The organism is Nibrella saemangeumensis (assembly GCF_039541915.1).
Taxonomy (GTDB): Bacteria; Bacteroidota; Bacteroidia; order Cytophagales; family Spirosomataceae; genus Nibrella; species Nibrella saemangeumensis.
The window spans coordinates 300,330-314,536 of sequence record NZ_BAABHD010000029.1 but is presented as its reverse complement, the minus strand read 5'-3'; the positions used below and the strand labels follow the sequence as shown (position 1 = coordinate 314,536).

The window sequence follows — 14,207 nt, the reverse complement described above, 5'->3', positions numbered from 1 at the left end:
CCATGAGGGCTTTTCGATATAATGACGTATAGTATGACTTCCACCGAGTCTGCCTTTTTAGAGCGCCTGATGGCCCAGCAAGCTCAGTTTCGTTACCGGCTGCCATCCAAGCCCGAAGCCGGGCGTTTTATCGACCAGCTGATGCGTTTTTTGTTTCCGGTTACACAGGATTGTCACTCCATGGCGTTTGATCCGGAGCAGTCATACCAGCGGTTACACAATCAGTTGGTGTGTTTGCTGAAGCCCTTGCAGACAAACCTGGGCAGGCCGGAGGAGTCGCGCTCGCCCGAGGAGGTAGCAGACCTGTTTTTCGCGGAGTTACCGGCTATTTTCGATCACCTGCTGTTCGATGCGCAGGCTATTACCGATAATGACCCGGCTGCGGTGGGTATCGAGGAAGTTATTGCCGTGTATCCGGGTTTTTACGCCATTGCTGTGTACCGGATTGCCCATGTGTTGCTGTCGTTCAACGTCCCGCTCTTACCCCGGATGCTGACCGAATATGCACATAGTCAGACGGGTATTGATATCCATCCCGGTGCTGCAATCGGAAAGTCGTTTTTTATCGACCACGGTACGGGTGTTGTTGTCGGGGAGACTACCGTGATCGGCAATAATGTAAAACTATACCAGGGTGTAACCCTCGGCGCTACCCATGTGGCTAAGTCCCTGGCCTCGAAAAAGCGCCACCCAACTATTGAGGATAATGTAGTCATTTACGCAAATGCCACCATTCTGGGGGGAAAAACGGTGGTGGGGCATGATTCGGTGATCGGCGGTAACGTGTGGCTTACCCAGAGTGTAGAGCCGTTTTCCCTCGTCTACCACCAGAGCGAAATCGATGTTCGCCAGAAGCCAACCGAATCTTCTGAACCGATCAATTTTGTTATTTAGGAGGATAGTTGATAGTGGCTGACGCCTGTTTTCACTATCGACTATCTACCCACTTATGAAAGCCTATTCCATCTTAGATACGATTGGCGGAACTCCGCACGTCCGCATCAACCATCTGTTTCCCGGCTATGAGGTCTGGATGAAGCTGGAGCGGGCCAATCCGGGCGGAAGCATCAAAGACCGCATTGCGCTGGCCATGATTGATGATGCCGAACAGCGGGGTATCCTGAAGCCCGGCAGCGTAATTGTTGAGCCCACATCGGGTAACACCGGTATTGGCTTGGCCATGGTGGCGGCCGTTAAAAAATACCGGCTGATTCTGGTCATGCCCGAATCTATGTCCATCGAACGTAGGCGGATCATGGCCGCCTACGGAGCTGAATTTGAACTGACCCCTCGGGAGCGGGGAATGAAAGGAGCCATAGAGCGGGCCCACGAACTGCTGGTAGAGTTACCCGACGCCTGGATGCCGCAGCAATTTGAGAACCCGGCTAATATTGAGATTCACCGACGTACTACCGTCCGGGAAATAGTAACTGATTTTCCCGAAGGATTTGATGCGCTCATTACGGGTGTCGGTACCGGTGGGCACATTACCGGGGTGGCCGAAATCCTGAAAAGGCAATTTCCGAACCTCCGGGTTTTTGCCGTGGAGCCGGAACTGTCGCCGGTTATCAGTGGCGGAGAACCGGGTCCCCATCCGATCCAGGGTATCGGCGCGGGGTTTATCCCCGATAACCTGCATACCGATGTGCTGGATGGCACCATTCTGGTCAGCCGGGAAGAAGCCTTCCGTATGGCCCAGCGGGCTGCCCGCGAGGAAGGTATTTTTGTGGGTATATCCTCCGGCGCGTCACTGGCCGCGGTTGCCCGTAAGCTACCGGAACTGCCGAAAGAGTCGCGGGTGCTGACCTTCTGTTACGATTCTGGTGAGCGGTACCTGTCGGTAGATGGTCTGTTTACGCTAACCCGATGATGGTCGCTTAGGACTCAGGCCTGTCTGGCAAAGTCTTTAATGGTTAGGGTAGGCTTTCCCAGATCCTGCCAGGTTTTTTCGGCGGTAAACTGCTCCCGATAGTTATTCAGGGCTTCGGTGATGTGGGCTCCGTAACTCATCAGGGGCGAAAGCTGTCCGGCCATTTTCATAACCCAATGGGGTGTCGTCATTACAAAAAGCTTTGCTTTGGTATAATGCTGAGAAAGTTGCCGGGCGGCTTCGGTTTGGGTGACCGGCTCCGGCCCCTGAATGACATACTCCTGATTTTGTCCGTCTTCCGCCAACTGAAACGCCCGTGCTACCTGACGGCCATAATCCTGCCCGGCAATGTAATAAAGTTGTACCGGCGATGTGCCGGCCAGCATGATCAGCCTGCCCTGGCGCTGGGTATGAAGCAGGCTTTCCATAAAGGTAGAGGGGTAAAAGATGCTGTAGGGGATGCCCGACGACTTCAGTAGCTGTACAGCCTCGTGTTTAATGCCGAATACCCACCAATAGAAGTCGTTTATCCCCTGGTAATTCATCACCAGCGAAGAGAGGTACCCGATCCGTTTTACGCCGGTTTGCCGGGCCGCATCCAGCAGGTTCCGGATGCCGTCGGTTTCTGTGTGAAAATCAGTGGGGCGCTCGGTTTGCCGCACCGATAGATTGAGGTAGACCGCGTCCTGGCCCTGCAGTGCCGGTACCAGGCTGTTGACATCGGCTAAATCGCCGGTGACTATGTCGGCCTGCGGAAAGAGACGTCTGGCTTCGACCGGGTTACGGGCAATGATTCGAACAGAAAAGCCAGCGTTGATCAATTCATGCGTTACGGGGCGGCCCAGCATACCTGTGGCCCCAATTATGGCAATTGTGCGGATAGAGGACATAAAGGAGTAAGGTCAAGAAGGTTGAATCGGTTAAGTTGGCTGGTACATCAAATTCAGCCAACTTAACCGATTCAACCTTCTCAAAATACTTTATCGGAGACTGCGGACGAACCGGCGCATTGATTCCCGGTATACCTGTTCAGATTTATCAAGAGGCTGCTGGTCTTTCAGCATGGTTCCCAGCATAATCATGCCATGAGAGAGAGACCACCACTCAAAGTATAATTTCTGTATGCTCTCTTTTGATTTAGGGATAAATGAGAAGATAATATCGCACACGATACTGCTGACCGCCTGCATCTCTTCCGATTGGTATACCGGCATGGTACAGTAGGCACCGTTCAGGTTATACATGACCTGATACATCTCCGGCTGTTGCACAGCAAATTGCCATTGAATAAGAGAAATCTCGAAAAGCCGCTTCTCCGGGTCTCGAAACAACTTGTTAATGCGCTCGTACTCCTGACGTAAATGCCGGAAGCCTTCGGAACGAATCTCATCCAGCAAAATATCTTTGCTGTCAAAGTATTCATAAACGATGGGTGCGCTATACTCGATAGCATCGGCGATTTTACGTATCGATACGGCCTGCCAGCCTTCACGGCGGGCAATGTCTTTTGCGGTAAGAACAATACCCATGCGGGTCTGCTCACGAGTACGCGGTTTGCGTTCGATAGCCTGCATAGATTAGGTTAATTAGTTAACGGTGTTAAAGTCTGTGAAAGATAGTAATTTAACCTAATTCGCCCCAAATTCTGTGCAATTTTTCTTGAAATCGTTCAATAGCTATGTCTAAATATACATAAGTGTATTGATTGACAAGGTATTATGAACATAGTCTATGAATACCATATAACAACTAATTTTCGCCTTGCCCGTATCGCATTTACCTGAGCGATTCTGGTGTTAACTACTTACCTCTGCGAGAATCCATACGCTTTCGTCGCCTAGGGCAAACGGTTGTCCATCGGTGGTGCCGTACAGGTCTATAACCCGAAGGCCGGCTTTTCGGAGCAGGCGCCGGAGTTCGGCTATGGTATAAATATAATGACGGGCGTGTCGGGTTTCAGTTACGCCGTTGCGAATGTAGGTCAGGTGTGAATCAATGCAGCTCCGCTCTGGATTGTAGTCGTGCTCGGCCAGGTAGAAAATGTCTTCGCCTACGGGCATCCAGTTGCGCTCCTGGTAATCGGGCAATACGGTTTCGGCTACCATACCCGAATGAGCCAGAAACCGGCCGCCGGGTCGGAGCTGGCCGGCGATCTGCTTCAGAAAACGGAGCATAGTAGCATACGGAAAAAAGCTGAAACTGTTGCCGATGCAGTAGGCGGCATCAAAAGGCCTGGTCAACACGGTTTGCAGAATATCAGCCTGAATGGCGTCAATGGCCAGTGACTCGGCATGGGCGGCAGACTGAAGTTCGTGCACATACTCGGTAGAAATGTCGACGCCGGTTACACGGCAGCCCAGCCGGGCCAGGGGTAACGCGTGGCGGCCATAGCCGCAGAAGACATCCAGCAGGTGATCGTCCGGCCCGATCTCCAGCGACTCGACCAGCAGTTCCAGTTCCTGCCGGGTTTGCTCCTCTGTCTGCGCCGTTTTCCAGGCCACCTGGGGCAAGCCGTGGAAGAAGTGATGGTACCAGGGCATGGTACGCCTACTTTATTTTCTCCAGCGTTTCCTTCACCGCGTCAAAGTTGGGTATTTCGCCGGCGTTTTCGAGAACCTCTGCGTGCTGGATGATACCGTTGTGGTCGATGACAAAAGCAGATCGTTTACTGACGCCGGTATCGTACAAACTCTCGTAAGCCTGTGACACGGTTTTGTCGGCATCAGACAGCAGGTTAAACGGTAATTGCTGGTCTGCTTTGTAGGCGGCCAACGTAGACGGTGGGTCTACCGATATACCAATTATTTCTGCGTTTAGGCCGGCGTAGATATTGATCTCGTCGCGCATCAGGCAAAGTTCAGTCGTGCAGACGCGGGTGTAAGCTTTCGGAAAAAAGAGCAGAACCACATTTTTGTTCTGAAAATCGGCTAAGGAAATCTCTTTTTCTTCAGTATTCAGCAGGGTAAATTCGGGGGCTTTCTGGCCGGGTTGCAGTGGCATAATGAGATCGTTTTGCGTTTTTGGAACCTTATGTTTTTAGGAGTCCGGTATAAAATGCAGTTCAAATATCCGGACTTTGGTGGGATTTAGATATTTTCCCGTTCAAAAAACATAACCTGTTCCTATTTGTTCATGCAAACCTACTGGGGTATTGATTTGGGAGGTACCAAAATTGAGGGCGTTATTCTGTCTTCTCCATCACCTGAGTCTGTTATTATCCGCAAGCGAATCGACACGGAGGCCGGCAAAGGGTATCAGCACATCGTCAGCCAGATTGCCCGCCTGGTTGACTTGCTCAAATCAGAAACTGGCTATCAACCGGTGAAAATTGGTTTTGGTACGCCGGGCACGCTCGATCCGGCCACGCAGACTATGAAAGGCTGCAATACCACCTGCCTGAACGGAATGCCCCTCAAGCGGGATCTGGAGCAAACCCTGGGGGTTCCTATTGAGATCATGAACGACGCTAACTGCTTTGCGCTGGCCGAAGCGACTATGGGCAGTGTGCCGGAAGTAGCCCCCGATTTCCGGGTAGTGTTTGGAATCATTATGGGCACCGGCGTAGGAGGTGGCGTCGTCATCCGGGGCCGCGATGGGCAGCCGTTTGTGCTGGGCGGGCGGCAGGGTATTGGTGGGGAATGGGGGCACTTTATCCTTGAAGAGAACGGATACCCCTGCTACTGTGGTAAGCGCGGCTGCAATGAACAGGTCTTGTCGGGACCAGCCCTGCAGAAGTATTACGAAGATATTAGTGGCGAAAAGCGGAAGCTGCAGGAGATTGTGGAGCGGCATAAAGCCGGCACCGATCCCTACGCGACGCAGACGATTGAGCGCCTGCTGGAGTATTTCGGCCGGGCCGTGTCTATCCTCGTTAATATTCTTGATCCGGATGCCATTGTGGTCGGCGGGGGGGTCGGGAACATCGACCTGCTGTATACCGAGGGCGTTGAGCGGGCAAAGAAGTACGTGTTTAATTGGGGGAAACTGGAAACCGCTTTTCTAAAGCCGAAGCTGGGCGATAGCGCCGGGGTATTCGGTGCCGCTATGCTCAGCGTCTGACCGTTAGGGAAGGGGCGTAAATTTCTTCCAGGCACAAACCCTGTTTTTGGCCAAAAACAGGGTTATAACTGCATAAATGATGATAGGATGCTTCCTTAAAACTTCTTTTGGGCCTCTATAAGTATTTTCAAAAAAATGCGTAGAATTGTGGTAGTCCCAATCTTTTACCGTTTAAACTAAACCTTTTCTCCGTTTCATCAAACTGTACACTTAACTATGACCTTAGACGTTAACCGAACCCGGCTATTCAACGCCAGTTGTTTCGCCTTGATTACCACCGCCTTTTCATTCAGTATACGGGCTGGTATTTTGCCTCAGTTGGGCACCGCATTTAATCTGACGGCCGAGGAACTTGGCTTTATCAACTCCATGTGGTTTGTCGGTTTTCCGATTTCCATGATCATTGGCGGGTTGGTTTATCATACCGTAGGGCCTAAAATCATTATGTGGGTAGCCTTTGTATGCCACACCCTGGGTATCCTGCTGACGATTTACGCAACGGGTTATTCTACGCTGCTTATTTCAACCCTATTTATCGGTATTGGTAACGGTTGTACCGAAGCGGCCTGTAACCCATTGATCGCCGATATGTATACCGGTGCCCAGATGAACAAAATGCTGAACCGGTTCCATATGTGGTTCCCCGGTGGTATTGTGATCGGTAGTCTGGTTTCCAAGTTTATGACGGATGCCGGTCTGCCCTGGCAGGCTCAGATCTGGGTCATTATGATTCCTACAATAGTATATGCATTCCTGTTCTTCGGTCAGGCGTTCCCGCAGCCGCGTGTCGAGGGCGTAACATCGCTGTCTAAAAACTTCCAGGCGATGCTGACGCCCCTGTTCCTGTTTATTCTGGCCTGCATGGCGCTGACAGCTATTTCTGAATTTGGTCCGCAGCAGTGGGTAGGTCTGATTATGAGCAAGAGCGGAGCCAGCCCGATGCTGATTCTGGCGCTGGTAACCGGCCTGATGGCGGTGGGCCGGTATTTCGGTGGTCCCATTATTCATAAACTGGATCAGACTGGTGTCTTGCTGGGCGGGGCTATCTTTGCTACCATCGGTATCTACCTGTTCAGCACCCAAACCGGGGCTATGGCTTACGTGGCTGCTATATTCTTCGCTATTGGCGTATGTTATTTCTGGCCGACCATGATTGGGTTTGTGGCTGAGCGCATTCCGCTGAGTGGTGCCCTGGGTATGTCTATTGTTGGTGGTATGGGGATGTTCTCTACGGCTATTTTCCAACCCATTATCGGTGGCTGGATTGACAGCGCAAAGGCATCGATGTCTGGTACCTTATCGGGTGATGAACTGGAACTGGCGGCTGGTCAGGCTACCCTGCTCAAAATGACTACATTCCCCATCATCCTGATTGTGGCGTTTACCCTGTTGTATATCTTCATGCGTAATCGCCGGGTTACGTACGTTACCGAAGAGAAAGTACTGCAGCAGCCAAACCTGTAGTCTATTACTATTAACTATTAATACAGATACCCCGCAGCCCAATGGTTGCGGGGTATCTGTATTAATGGGCTACCGCTTCTTTTTCGTCAACAGTTCGTTCAATGTCCCCCGGATCACCGTCGATTGATTGCTGTTTTTAAACGGATCGTCGCTTTTCCGGCTAATGGTCTGGTACTCAATCCGGATCTCAAACGGAGTTGTTTTCTTGGCAAAGAGCGTTTTAAAAGCCGCACCGGTAAATTTACCAGTCTTCACCTCCAGTGGCAGATCAACGGGGGTAATGCTCTCGGGCTTCATATAGACCGGATCAGGGTGGCTGCCTTCGGCAATAAGTTTGTCGTCTACCTTCAGGGCATACTTAGCCAGTTTGAGGTGGGTTGGAAAGATGTTCTGGTTGTTTAGTTCCAGCGTCAGGCTTACGTCAGATTCCTTCAGTCCAAATTTCTCGACATCAACGCCCCCTACTTTCATTTTCAGCAGGTGATATACCGGGTACGTCTTGCGGGTGTTAATGGTCATGGTACGCTCACCCAGCACAGGCACATCCAGGTTGGCCGTAAAGCGGAGCCGATACAGGGCGCTGTCCTGGTTCCGGGCTGCCAGCCGGTCGTTTACTTCCTTCAGCCGTTTGGCCCGTAACACACAGGGGAGGGTAACAGAACTGCTATCGTTGGGCTGTATATCAATAGATTGAGCATACCGGTCTTCGAGGACCAGTGTATTATCCATATACAAGGCAAAGTCGGCAGCGCTGGCCTTCAGGCCCACCGGCAGCGGGTTTACGATCTGGAAGGTCAGGTTCAGATTCAGCGTTTCATCGTCGATGTCGGAAAACTGGATGCGCTGGATGCGCATTTTGGGTTTGAGCTGAATTGTCCCCGCCGACGAATCATCGGATTCAGAAGCCGGTTGCCTGTCGGGTCGTAAAAAGCCGAAATAAGCAATAGCCGCTCCGGCTACAAGTAATCCCAGTATGATCCACCAACCCTTTTTCATCTGATCGCCTTTACGTTTTGACGTAAACGTAACTGTCAGGCAATCGGTTGTGTTTTGGCTACTGCACCGCCTTTATCTGCGTGCGAAACTCTTTTTCTTCGACCATCCCCATCGTCTTCCAGTGTACCTTCCCGTCTTTATACATTAAGAAGGCCGGAATGCTGTCGATGCCCAGTTGCTGGGCCAATTGTCGGTTCTGGTCGTAGTCCAGCGTGATGATCCGGACCTGACTGGCCATTTCTTTTTCCAGCTTCTTAACGGTAGGCAGCATTTTCTGGCAGGGGGCGCACCATTTAGCGTAAAAATCGACCAGCACCGGTTTACCAGCCGCTGTCAGGCGAGTGAATTCGTCCAGCGTCATACCTCCTTTGGGCGGAGTAGCGCCCTCTTCGATAGGCATGCCGCTGCCCGACCATTTGGCAAAGCCCCCCTGCATATCGTACACCAGCGTAAAGCCGGCTTTGGCCAGGGTTTCGGCGGCTTTGGCGCTACGCCCCCCCACCAGGCAATAGACCACCAACGGCCGTTTCGGATCAAGCTGAGCCAGCTTTTTTTCGAACTCCGGGTCGCGAACGTCCAGATTGCGGGCGTTGCGGAGGTGACCACTGGCAAATTCGCCGGCGGTTCTGACATCCAGCAATTGAATGGCCGGTACGTTCCGCAGCAGCGAATCGGCCGTTTGCGGGCTTACCAGGACCGGCTGCTGGGCAAAGACAGCCCAGGAAAGCAGACTGCCCGCCAGCATTGTAAAAAGCATTATCGAATTTGATAGGCGCATGATGAAAAAACTTAACTGTTACAAAAATGCAAGATATAGCGGTAATTTGAACCTGTTCTTCTTTTTAAAACGTGTTATGCGCCCCAGACGTATAAGAAAACCCGGACGGAGCCGGGTTAGACAATAGCAGAAAAGAATCTGCCTCACCTGGCATCGCCAACCAACCGGTTGATCCGATCTTTGGACGCATCAATATCACGGCGTATTTGCCGTTTGGTGTTAGACCAGGTAGCCTGCGTGGCGGCAATCACATCTTTTGACCGGCTCTCCAACTGGTTTCGTTCCTGCCGCAGGTCCGAAATAGATTTGAGGTATTTGTCACGGGCATTGGCGTCAGCTTTTTGCATATCCTGCTCCAGCCGGGCAATCGACTGGTCTATACGCTGAACACCTTCGTTGATCTCATCTTTGATTTTGTTGCGTTCCTCCTCCCAGGTTTCGACATAATCCTGACGGGCCTGGTTTAGTTCCTGCCGTTCTTCCTGTATCTTATCGGGTTCGGCCCCTTTTTCTTTTGCCTGTACAACGTCTTTGTACTCATTCTGGACGTCTTTGGTTGCCTGCTTTACTTTCGACTGGCAACTATACTGGACCGTACTGACCACGAGACTGAATACCAGCAGCATGCCGGTAGTTTTTGCGTTCGTTTTCATGCGTAGAGTTGATGAAGTTGGTACTGAAAGTATTAACTCCATACCGCAGGTTCCGTTTTTACAGAAGCCCTTTTTTTATTTCATCTTCACGATTGTGACGCCGGGGCCGCCCCGGTCGGCGTGTTCGTCTTCCATCCGGGCTACCTGTGGGTAACCGCGCAGGTGATTACGCACCAGGGTACGCAGAATACCGTCGCCTTTGCCGTGAACGATGCGGAGTTCAGGGTAGCCCAGCATCAGCGCGTTGTCGATGAACTGGTCAAGTTCGCCCAGGGCTTCTTCACCCCGCTTGCCACGAATGTCCAGGTTGAAGCTGAAGTTCATCATCTTCTCATTGATGTCTACCCCCTGCACCCGTGGTCTTTCTTCCTTGCCGGTCGCTTCGCGGAAGACTTTGCGGCTTACCTTCTCCAGCCGGTTCAGTTTAACGGTCGATTTCAGGTCGCCAATCCGGATCTCGGCGTCTTTGCCCCGCAGCGAAAGCACTTCTCCCACGGTGTTCTGGCCTATCAGCCGCACGTAGCTACCAACGGTAATGGCACCGTCTGAAGCTTCGAACTCTTCCTGTTGCTGGGGTTTGGGTTCGTCAACCAGGATTTCGGTTTTCAGCGTCTGCTTCTCAAACTGCTCCAGGTTTTGCCGCACCTGCCGGGTAGCTTCCCGCTCAGCTTTGTTTTCTTTAATTTCCCGGATGGTGTTCTCAATGCGCTGATTGGCCTCCTGCACCAGGGCTTTGGCTTTTTGCTTGGCATCATTAAGAAGTTGCTTCTGCTCGTTCTCCAGCTTCGTCTTAAGCGCGGTATATTCCGCCAACTGCTGGGCCAGTTTCCGCTGGTTAATACCCACCTCCAGGTTTTTCTCCGCAAAAACGCGCTTCTCAATATCCAGCTCCTTCAGCAGCTTTTCGAAGTTGACCTGCTGGCTGCCCAGTTTCTCTTTAGCCCGGTTGATTACCGCATTAGGCAGGTTGATCTTGGAAGCAATTTCAAACGCAAATGAACTGCCGGGCCGGCCCATCTCAAGCGCGTACAGCGGCTCCAGGTGTTCGCCATCAAATCGCATGGCCCCGTTGATAAGACCATCTGTTTTATCGGCAAACACTTTCAGGTTGGTGTAGTGGGTGTTAATGACCCCGTACGCTCCTGATTTATTTAGTTCCTCCAGAATGGCTTCGGCGATGGCTCCGCCCTGGCCGGGTTCAGTGCCGGTACCAAATTCGTCGATCAGAAACAGCGTTCGTTTGTTGGCACCGACTAGAAACTGCCGCATGGCTGTCAGGTGCGAACTGTACGTACTCAGGTCGTTTTCAATGGACTGCTCATCACCGATGTCGATAAACAGATTCTGGAAAACGCCCATTTCGGAGTAGTCGGTAACGGGTACCAGCAGCCCGCATTGCAGCATATACTGGGTCAGGCCAATGGTTTTCAGCGCCACCGATTTGCCGCCGGCGTTGGGTCCGGAGATGATCAGAATCCGTTGTGTTTCGTCCAGTCGCACCGTAAGGGGAATTACTTTCTTTCCCTGCTTCTGAAAGGACAGGTACAGCAGCGGGTGCCGGGCATCGGTCCAGTTGACCAGCGGTCGGTTTACCAGCTTCGGCATACCCGCATCCAGCTGAGATGCCAGCCGGGCTTTGGCCCGAATGAAATCAATCATCGCCAGAAAGTTGACGGCTTTCTGAACATCCGGCAGGTGAGGGCGCAACTGATCCGTCAGTGCCAGCAGGATGCGGTAGATCTCGCGCCGTTCTTCGTACTCCAGTTCCCGAACCTCATTATTGGCGTCGAATACCTCGGCGGGTTCAATAAATACCGTCTGTCCGGTGGCGGATTCGTCGTGGATAAACCCCTTGATCTTGCGCTTGTGCTCGGCCGCCAGCGGAATAACCAATCGGCCGCTACGCACGGTCAGGCTCAGATCGTCGGGAATCCAGCCCTGGGCGCGGGCCTGTTTCAGGATGCTGTCCAGCCGCTTGCGCAGGTTACTATTCTCGGCAATGATCCGCCGGCGAATGTTGGCCAGTTCGGGCGAGGCCGTATCGCGCACATGCCCGCGGTCGTCGATTACCCGCTCCAGCGCTTCGGTCAGCTTTTTGTCAATGGCTACCGGACCCGCCAGTTCGGTCAGGAACGGGTAGCTGTTGGTCTCGCGCTGCTCCAGAAACTTCAGGCATTGTTGAATGGTCCTGAGCGATAACTTAATGTCGAAAAACTCCGCTTCCGAGAGCGCCATACCTTCGATGCGGGCTTTGCTCAGGTGCGGTCGTACATCAATGTAGTTCGACGACGGAAAGTCGGGTTCATACTGCACAATCTGCTTAAACTCGGCTGTTTGCCGCAGCAGTTTGTCAATGAGTTGAAAATTATCGGTATACCGAATTTTATCGACATAATCCTGCCCCAGCGGACTGATGCAGGCCTGCTTCAATAATTCGCGTATTTTATCGAAACCTAATTTGGATTCTACGGTATTGGGGTAAAGCATTAATGGTGTTTTTTGCTAATTTGATAACATTATTAAATTGAACCGGGTTCTATCCCTCCATCATGAAACTAATCGAATGTCCCCGCGATGCTATGCAGGGGCTCGCCCACTTTGTGCCGACCGACCTAAAAATCCGGTACCTGAATACGCTGTTGCAGGTCGGCTTTGATACCCTGGACTTTGGCAGCTTCGTATCGCCGAAAGCGGTACCGCAGATGCAGGATACGGCGGAGGTGCTAGCCGGGCTCGATCTCCGCAACACCACGACCAAACTGCTGGCGATTGTGGCCAATCTGCGGGGGGCTGAGCAGGCAGCGGGTTACGACACCATTCGCTTTCTGGGTTTCCCCTTGTCGGTATCCGAAACGTTTCAGCAACGGAACACCAACAAAAGCGTTGCCCAGGCATTTGAGGAGGTGGCACAAATGCAGACGCTGTGCGAACAACACCGTAAGAAGCTGGTCGTCTACCTCTCCATGGGCTTTGGCAACCCCTATGGCGATCCTTACAGTCCCGCGCTGGTAGGTGAGTTCACCGGGCGCCTGGCACAGCTGGGCGTGCGCATCATTGCGCCTTCCGATACCGTTGGCACGTCTACGCCACAGGCTATCGAAAGCCTCTTCAGTCACCTCTTACGCACGTTTCCGGATATCGAGTTTGGTGCCCACCTGCATGCCCGGCCGGGCGAAGCCGCCGGTAAGGTAAAAGCCGCCATGCGAGCCGGCGTCCGGCGCATCGACGGAGCCTTACGGGGTTTTGGCGGGTGCCCGATGGCTGCCGACCAACTCACCGGCAATCTGCCGACCGAAGAGATTATTCAGGTGCTGGCGGAAGAAGGGTATCCCTCGGCGCTTCAGATGAATGTGCTGCAGCAGGCCATGCAGCTTTCGCAGGAAGTATTCGGCGAACGGTAACCCTCAGGTGGTTTTTGGTTGCTCCATAAACATCACCTGAATCTCGCTTTTGACCACCCGCAGGGCCTCGGCCGTTGGCTGCTGACCCTGATCGATGATCTGTCCGAATATTTTCTTTGATAGTTCGATCGGAGCGGCATCGGCTGCCACATTGGCGGCTGCCTGATTCACCAGTGACATGACTTCGTTGAGTGCCAACTGAATGTGATCCCAGGCATGCTGGCTCATATACACCTGCTGCGACAGGTTATGGTTAAACTCTTCCCGTATTTCCTGAAGCAGCAACTGCTGAAACTCCAGCGCTGTGGTCGCGCTGTTACCGAGCCGGGGCAGCAGGTTATTAGGGCTGATACGTTCCAGAAAGAGAACCATCCGCTCATAGGCCTGCAGGCGTATCGGAATCACGGCCTCGGTGTAGCGGTTCTGCACCTCGTAGCGGTAGCGGTCGGCGTCGCGTTCGAGCAGCAGTTTTACGGTCAGGTACATGCCGTATAAAACCAGGCCGGCAGGAATTACCAACTTTAATAACTCACTCAATAACTCCATACATTTGGTATATTAATATGCCCAAAATTAGCTAATTTTGATGTATTGCTTTATTTTACTGGCGTTAAGTCTGTTGCCTCCCCTTGGACTACGGGCCTGATGGCGACGTCATCAACATAATTATTTTGAAAACAGCAATTGATATTGAGCAACCGGTGCAGATCCGGCCCGAAGCTAGGGCGCAGATCCTGGATACACTGAGCGCCAATAAGATCCCGTCGGAGTACGGGCTGCGCGTAGGCATACGCGGAGGTGGGTGCGGGGCATCGTGGCTGTTGGGATTTGACATGCCGGGCGAATCCGACGAAACCTACCTGCTGGACGACGTACGGGTAATCATCGACAAAAAACACCTGCTTTATGTACTTGGCCTCACGATTGGCTATGAGCAGCACGTCGATGGAAGCGGATTTACCGTTGAACGGACCTAGCGTCCGGTT

Annotated in this window: 15 protein-coding genes; 6 read left to right on the top strand and 9 right to left on the bottom strand. The window is 52.4% G+C overall.

The features are described 5' to 3' along the window. The first annotated feature begins 33 nt into the window (after positions 1–33). Positions 34–894, top strand: coding sequence for a serine O-acetyltransferase EpsC (gene epsC, locus ABD949_RS14405; RefSeq protein WP_345244544.1), 861 nt, complete (start codon positions 34–36; stop codon positions 892–894). A 55-nt stretch (positions 895–949) separates the two neighbouring features. Beyond that, positions 950–1,870 carry a cysteine synthase A gene (gene cysK / locus ABD949_RS14400; protein WP_345244543.1) on the top strand — a complete coding sequence of 307 codons (921 nt, stop codon included), beginning with the start codon at positions 950–952 and terminating at the stop codon, positions 1,868–1,870. A 14-nt stretch (positions 1,871–1,884) separates the two neighbouring features. On the opposite strand, the gene ABD949_RS14395 is transcribed toward cysK, so the two are convergent. From ABD949_RS14395 to ABD949_RS14380, 4 genes are all read right to left on the bottom strand, one after another. Then, positions 1,885–2,760: an SDR family oxidoreductase gene (locus tag ABD949_RS14395; protein ID WP_345244542.1), complete on the bottom strand. Its 876-nt coding sequence runs from the start codon at positions 2,758–2,760 to the stop codon at positions 1,885–1,887. Positions 2,761–2,850: 90 nt separating this feature from the next. Beyond that, positions 2,851–3,444 carry a TetR/AcrR family transcriptional regulator gene (locus ABD949_RS14390; RefSeq protein ID WP_345244541.1) on the bottom strand — a complete coding sequence of 198 codons (594 nt, stop codon included), beginning with the start codon at positions 3,442–3,444 and terminating at the stop codon, positions 2,851–2,853. 222 nt (positions 3,445–3,666) lie between these two features. Further along, positions 3,667–4,410 (bottom strand): SAM-dependent methyltransferase, encoded by a 744-nt coding sequence (locus tag ABD949_RS14385; RefSeq protein WP_345244540.1) that lies wholly within the window; start codon positions 4,408–4,410, stop codon positions 3,667–3,669. Between the two features lie 7 nt (positions 4,411–4,417). Beyond that, complete coding sequence (locus ABD949_RS14380) at positions 4,418–4,870, bottom strand: peroxiredoxin family protein (RefSeq protein WP_345244539.1); 453 nt, start codon at positions 4,868–4,870, stop codon at positions 4,418–4,420. 132 nt (positions 4,871–5,002) lie between these two features. Between ABD949_RS14380 and ABD949_RS14375 the strand changes: the two genes are divergently transcribed. Continuing rightward, complete coding sequence (locus ABD949_RS14375) at positions 5,003–5,929, top strand: ROK family protein (RefSeq protein ID WP_345244538.1); 927 nt, start codon at positions 5,003–5,005, stop codon at positions 5,927–5,929. Between the two features lie 216 nt (positions 5,930–6,145). Next, positions 6,146–7,393, top strand: a complete 1,248-nt coding sequence (locus tag ABD949_RS14370; protein ID WP_345244537.1) for an MFS transporter — start codon at positions 6,146–6,148, stop codon at positions 7,391–7,393. A 69-nt stretch (positions 7,394–7,462) separates the two neighbouring features. On the opposite strand, the gene ABD949_RS14365 is transcribed toward ABD949_RS14370, so the two are convergent. The 4 genes from ABD949_RS14365 to ABD949_RS14350 all read right to left on the bottom strand — a co-directional run bounded on the left by ABD949_RS14365 (position 7,463) and on the right by ABD949_RS14350 (position 12,307). Beyond that, a complete protein-coding gene (locus tag ABD949_RS14365; protein WP_345244536.1) occupies positions 7,463–8,389 on the bottom strand; it encodes an LEA type 2 family protein in 927 nt (308 codons plus the stop codon). Positions 8,390–8,447: 58 nt separating this feature from the next. Further along, positions 8,448–9,146, bottom strand: coding sequence for a thioredoxin domain-containing protein (locus ABD949_RS14360; RefSeq protein WP_345244535.1), 699 nt, complete (start codon positions 9,144–9,146; stop codon positions 8,448–8,450). 164 nt (positions 9,147–9,310) lie between these two features. Next, positions 9,311–9,820: a hypothetical protein gene (locus ABD949_RS14355; RefSeq protein WP_345244534.1), complete on the bottom strand. Its 510-nt coding sequence runs from the start codon at positions 9,818–9,820 to the stop codon at positions 9,311–9,313. Positions 9,821–9,895: 75 nt separating this feature from the next. Next, positions 9,896–12,307 (bottom strand): endonuclease MutS2, encoded by a 2,412-nt coding sequence (locus ABD949_RS14350; RefSeq protein WP_345244533.1) that lies wholly within the window; start codon positions 12,305–12,307, stop codon positions 9,896–9,898. A gap of 62 nt (positions 12,308–12,369) precedes the next feature. Between ABD949_RS14350 and ABD949_RS14345 the strand changes: the two genes are divergently transcribed. Continuing rightward, positions 12,370–13,221, top strand: coding sequence for a hydroxymethylglutaryl-CoA lyase (locus tag ABD949_RS14345; protein WP_345244532.1), 852 nt, complete (start codon positions 12,370–12,372; stop codon positions 13,219–13,221). 3 nt (positions 13,222–13,224) lie between these two features. Here ABD949_RS14345 and ABD949_RS14340 read toward each other — a convergent pair whose 3' ends face one another. Further along, the gene (locus ABD949_RS14340; protein WP_345244531.1) at positions 13,225–13,767 is read right to left on the bottom strand and encodes a DUF7935 family protein; all 543 of its coding nucleotides are present in this window, start codon (positions 13,765–13,767) and stop codon (positions 13,225–13,227) included. A gap of 125 nt (positions 13,768–13,892) precedes the next feature. Between ABD949_RS14340 and ABD949_RS14335 the strand changes: the two genes are divergently transcribed. Beyond that, on the top strand, positions 13,893–14,198 hold the full coding sequence (locus ABD949_RS14335) for a HesB/IscA family protein (RefSeq protein ID WP_345244530.1): 306 nt from the start codon (positions 13,893–13,895) through the stop codon (positions 14,196–14,198). Positions 14,199–14,207: the final 9 nt, after the last annotated feature.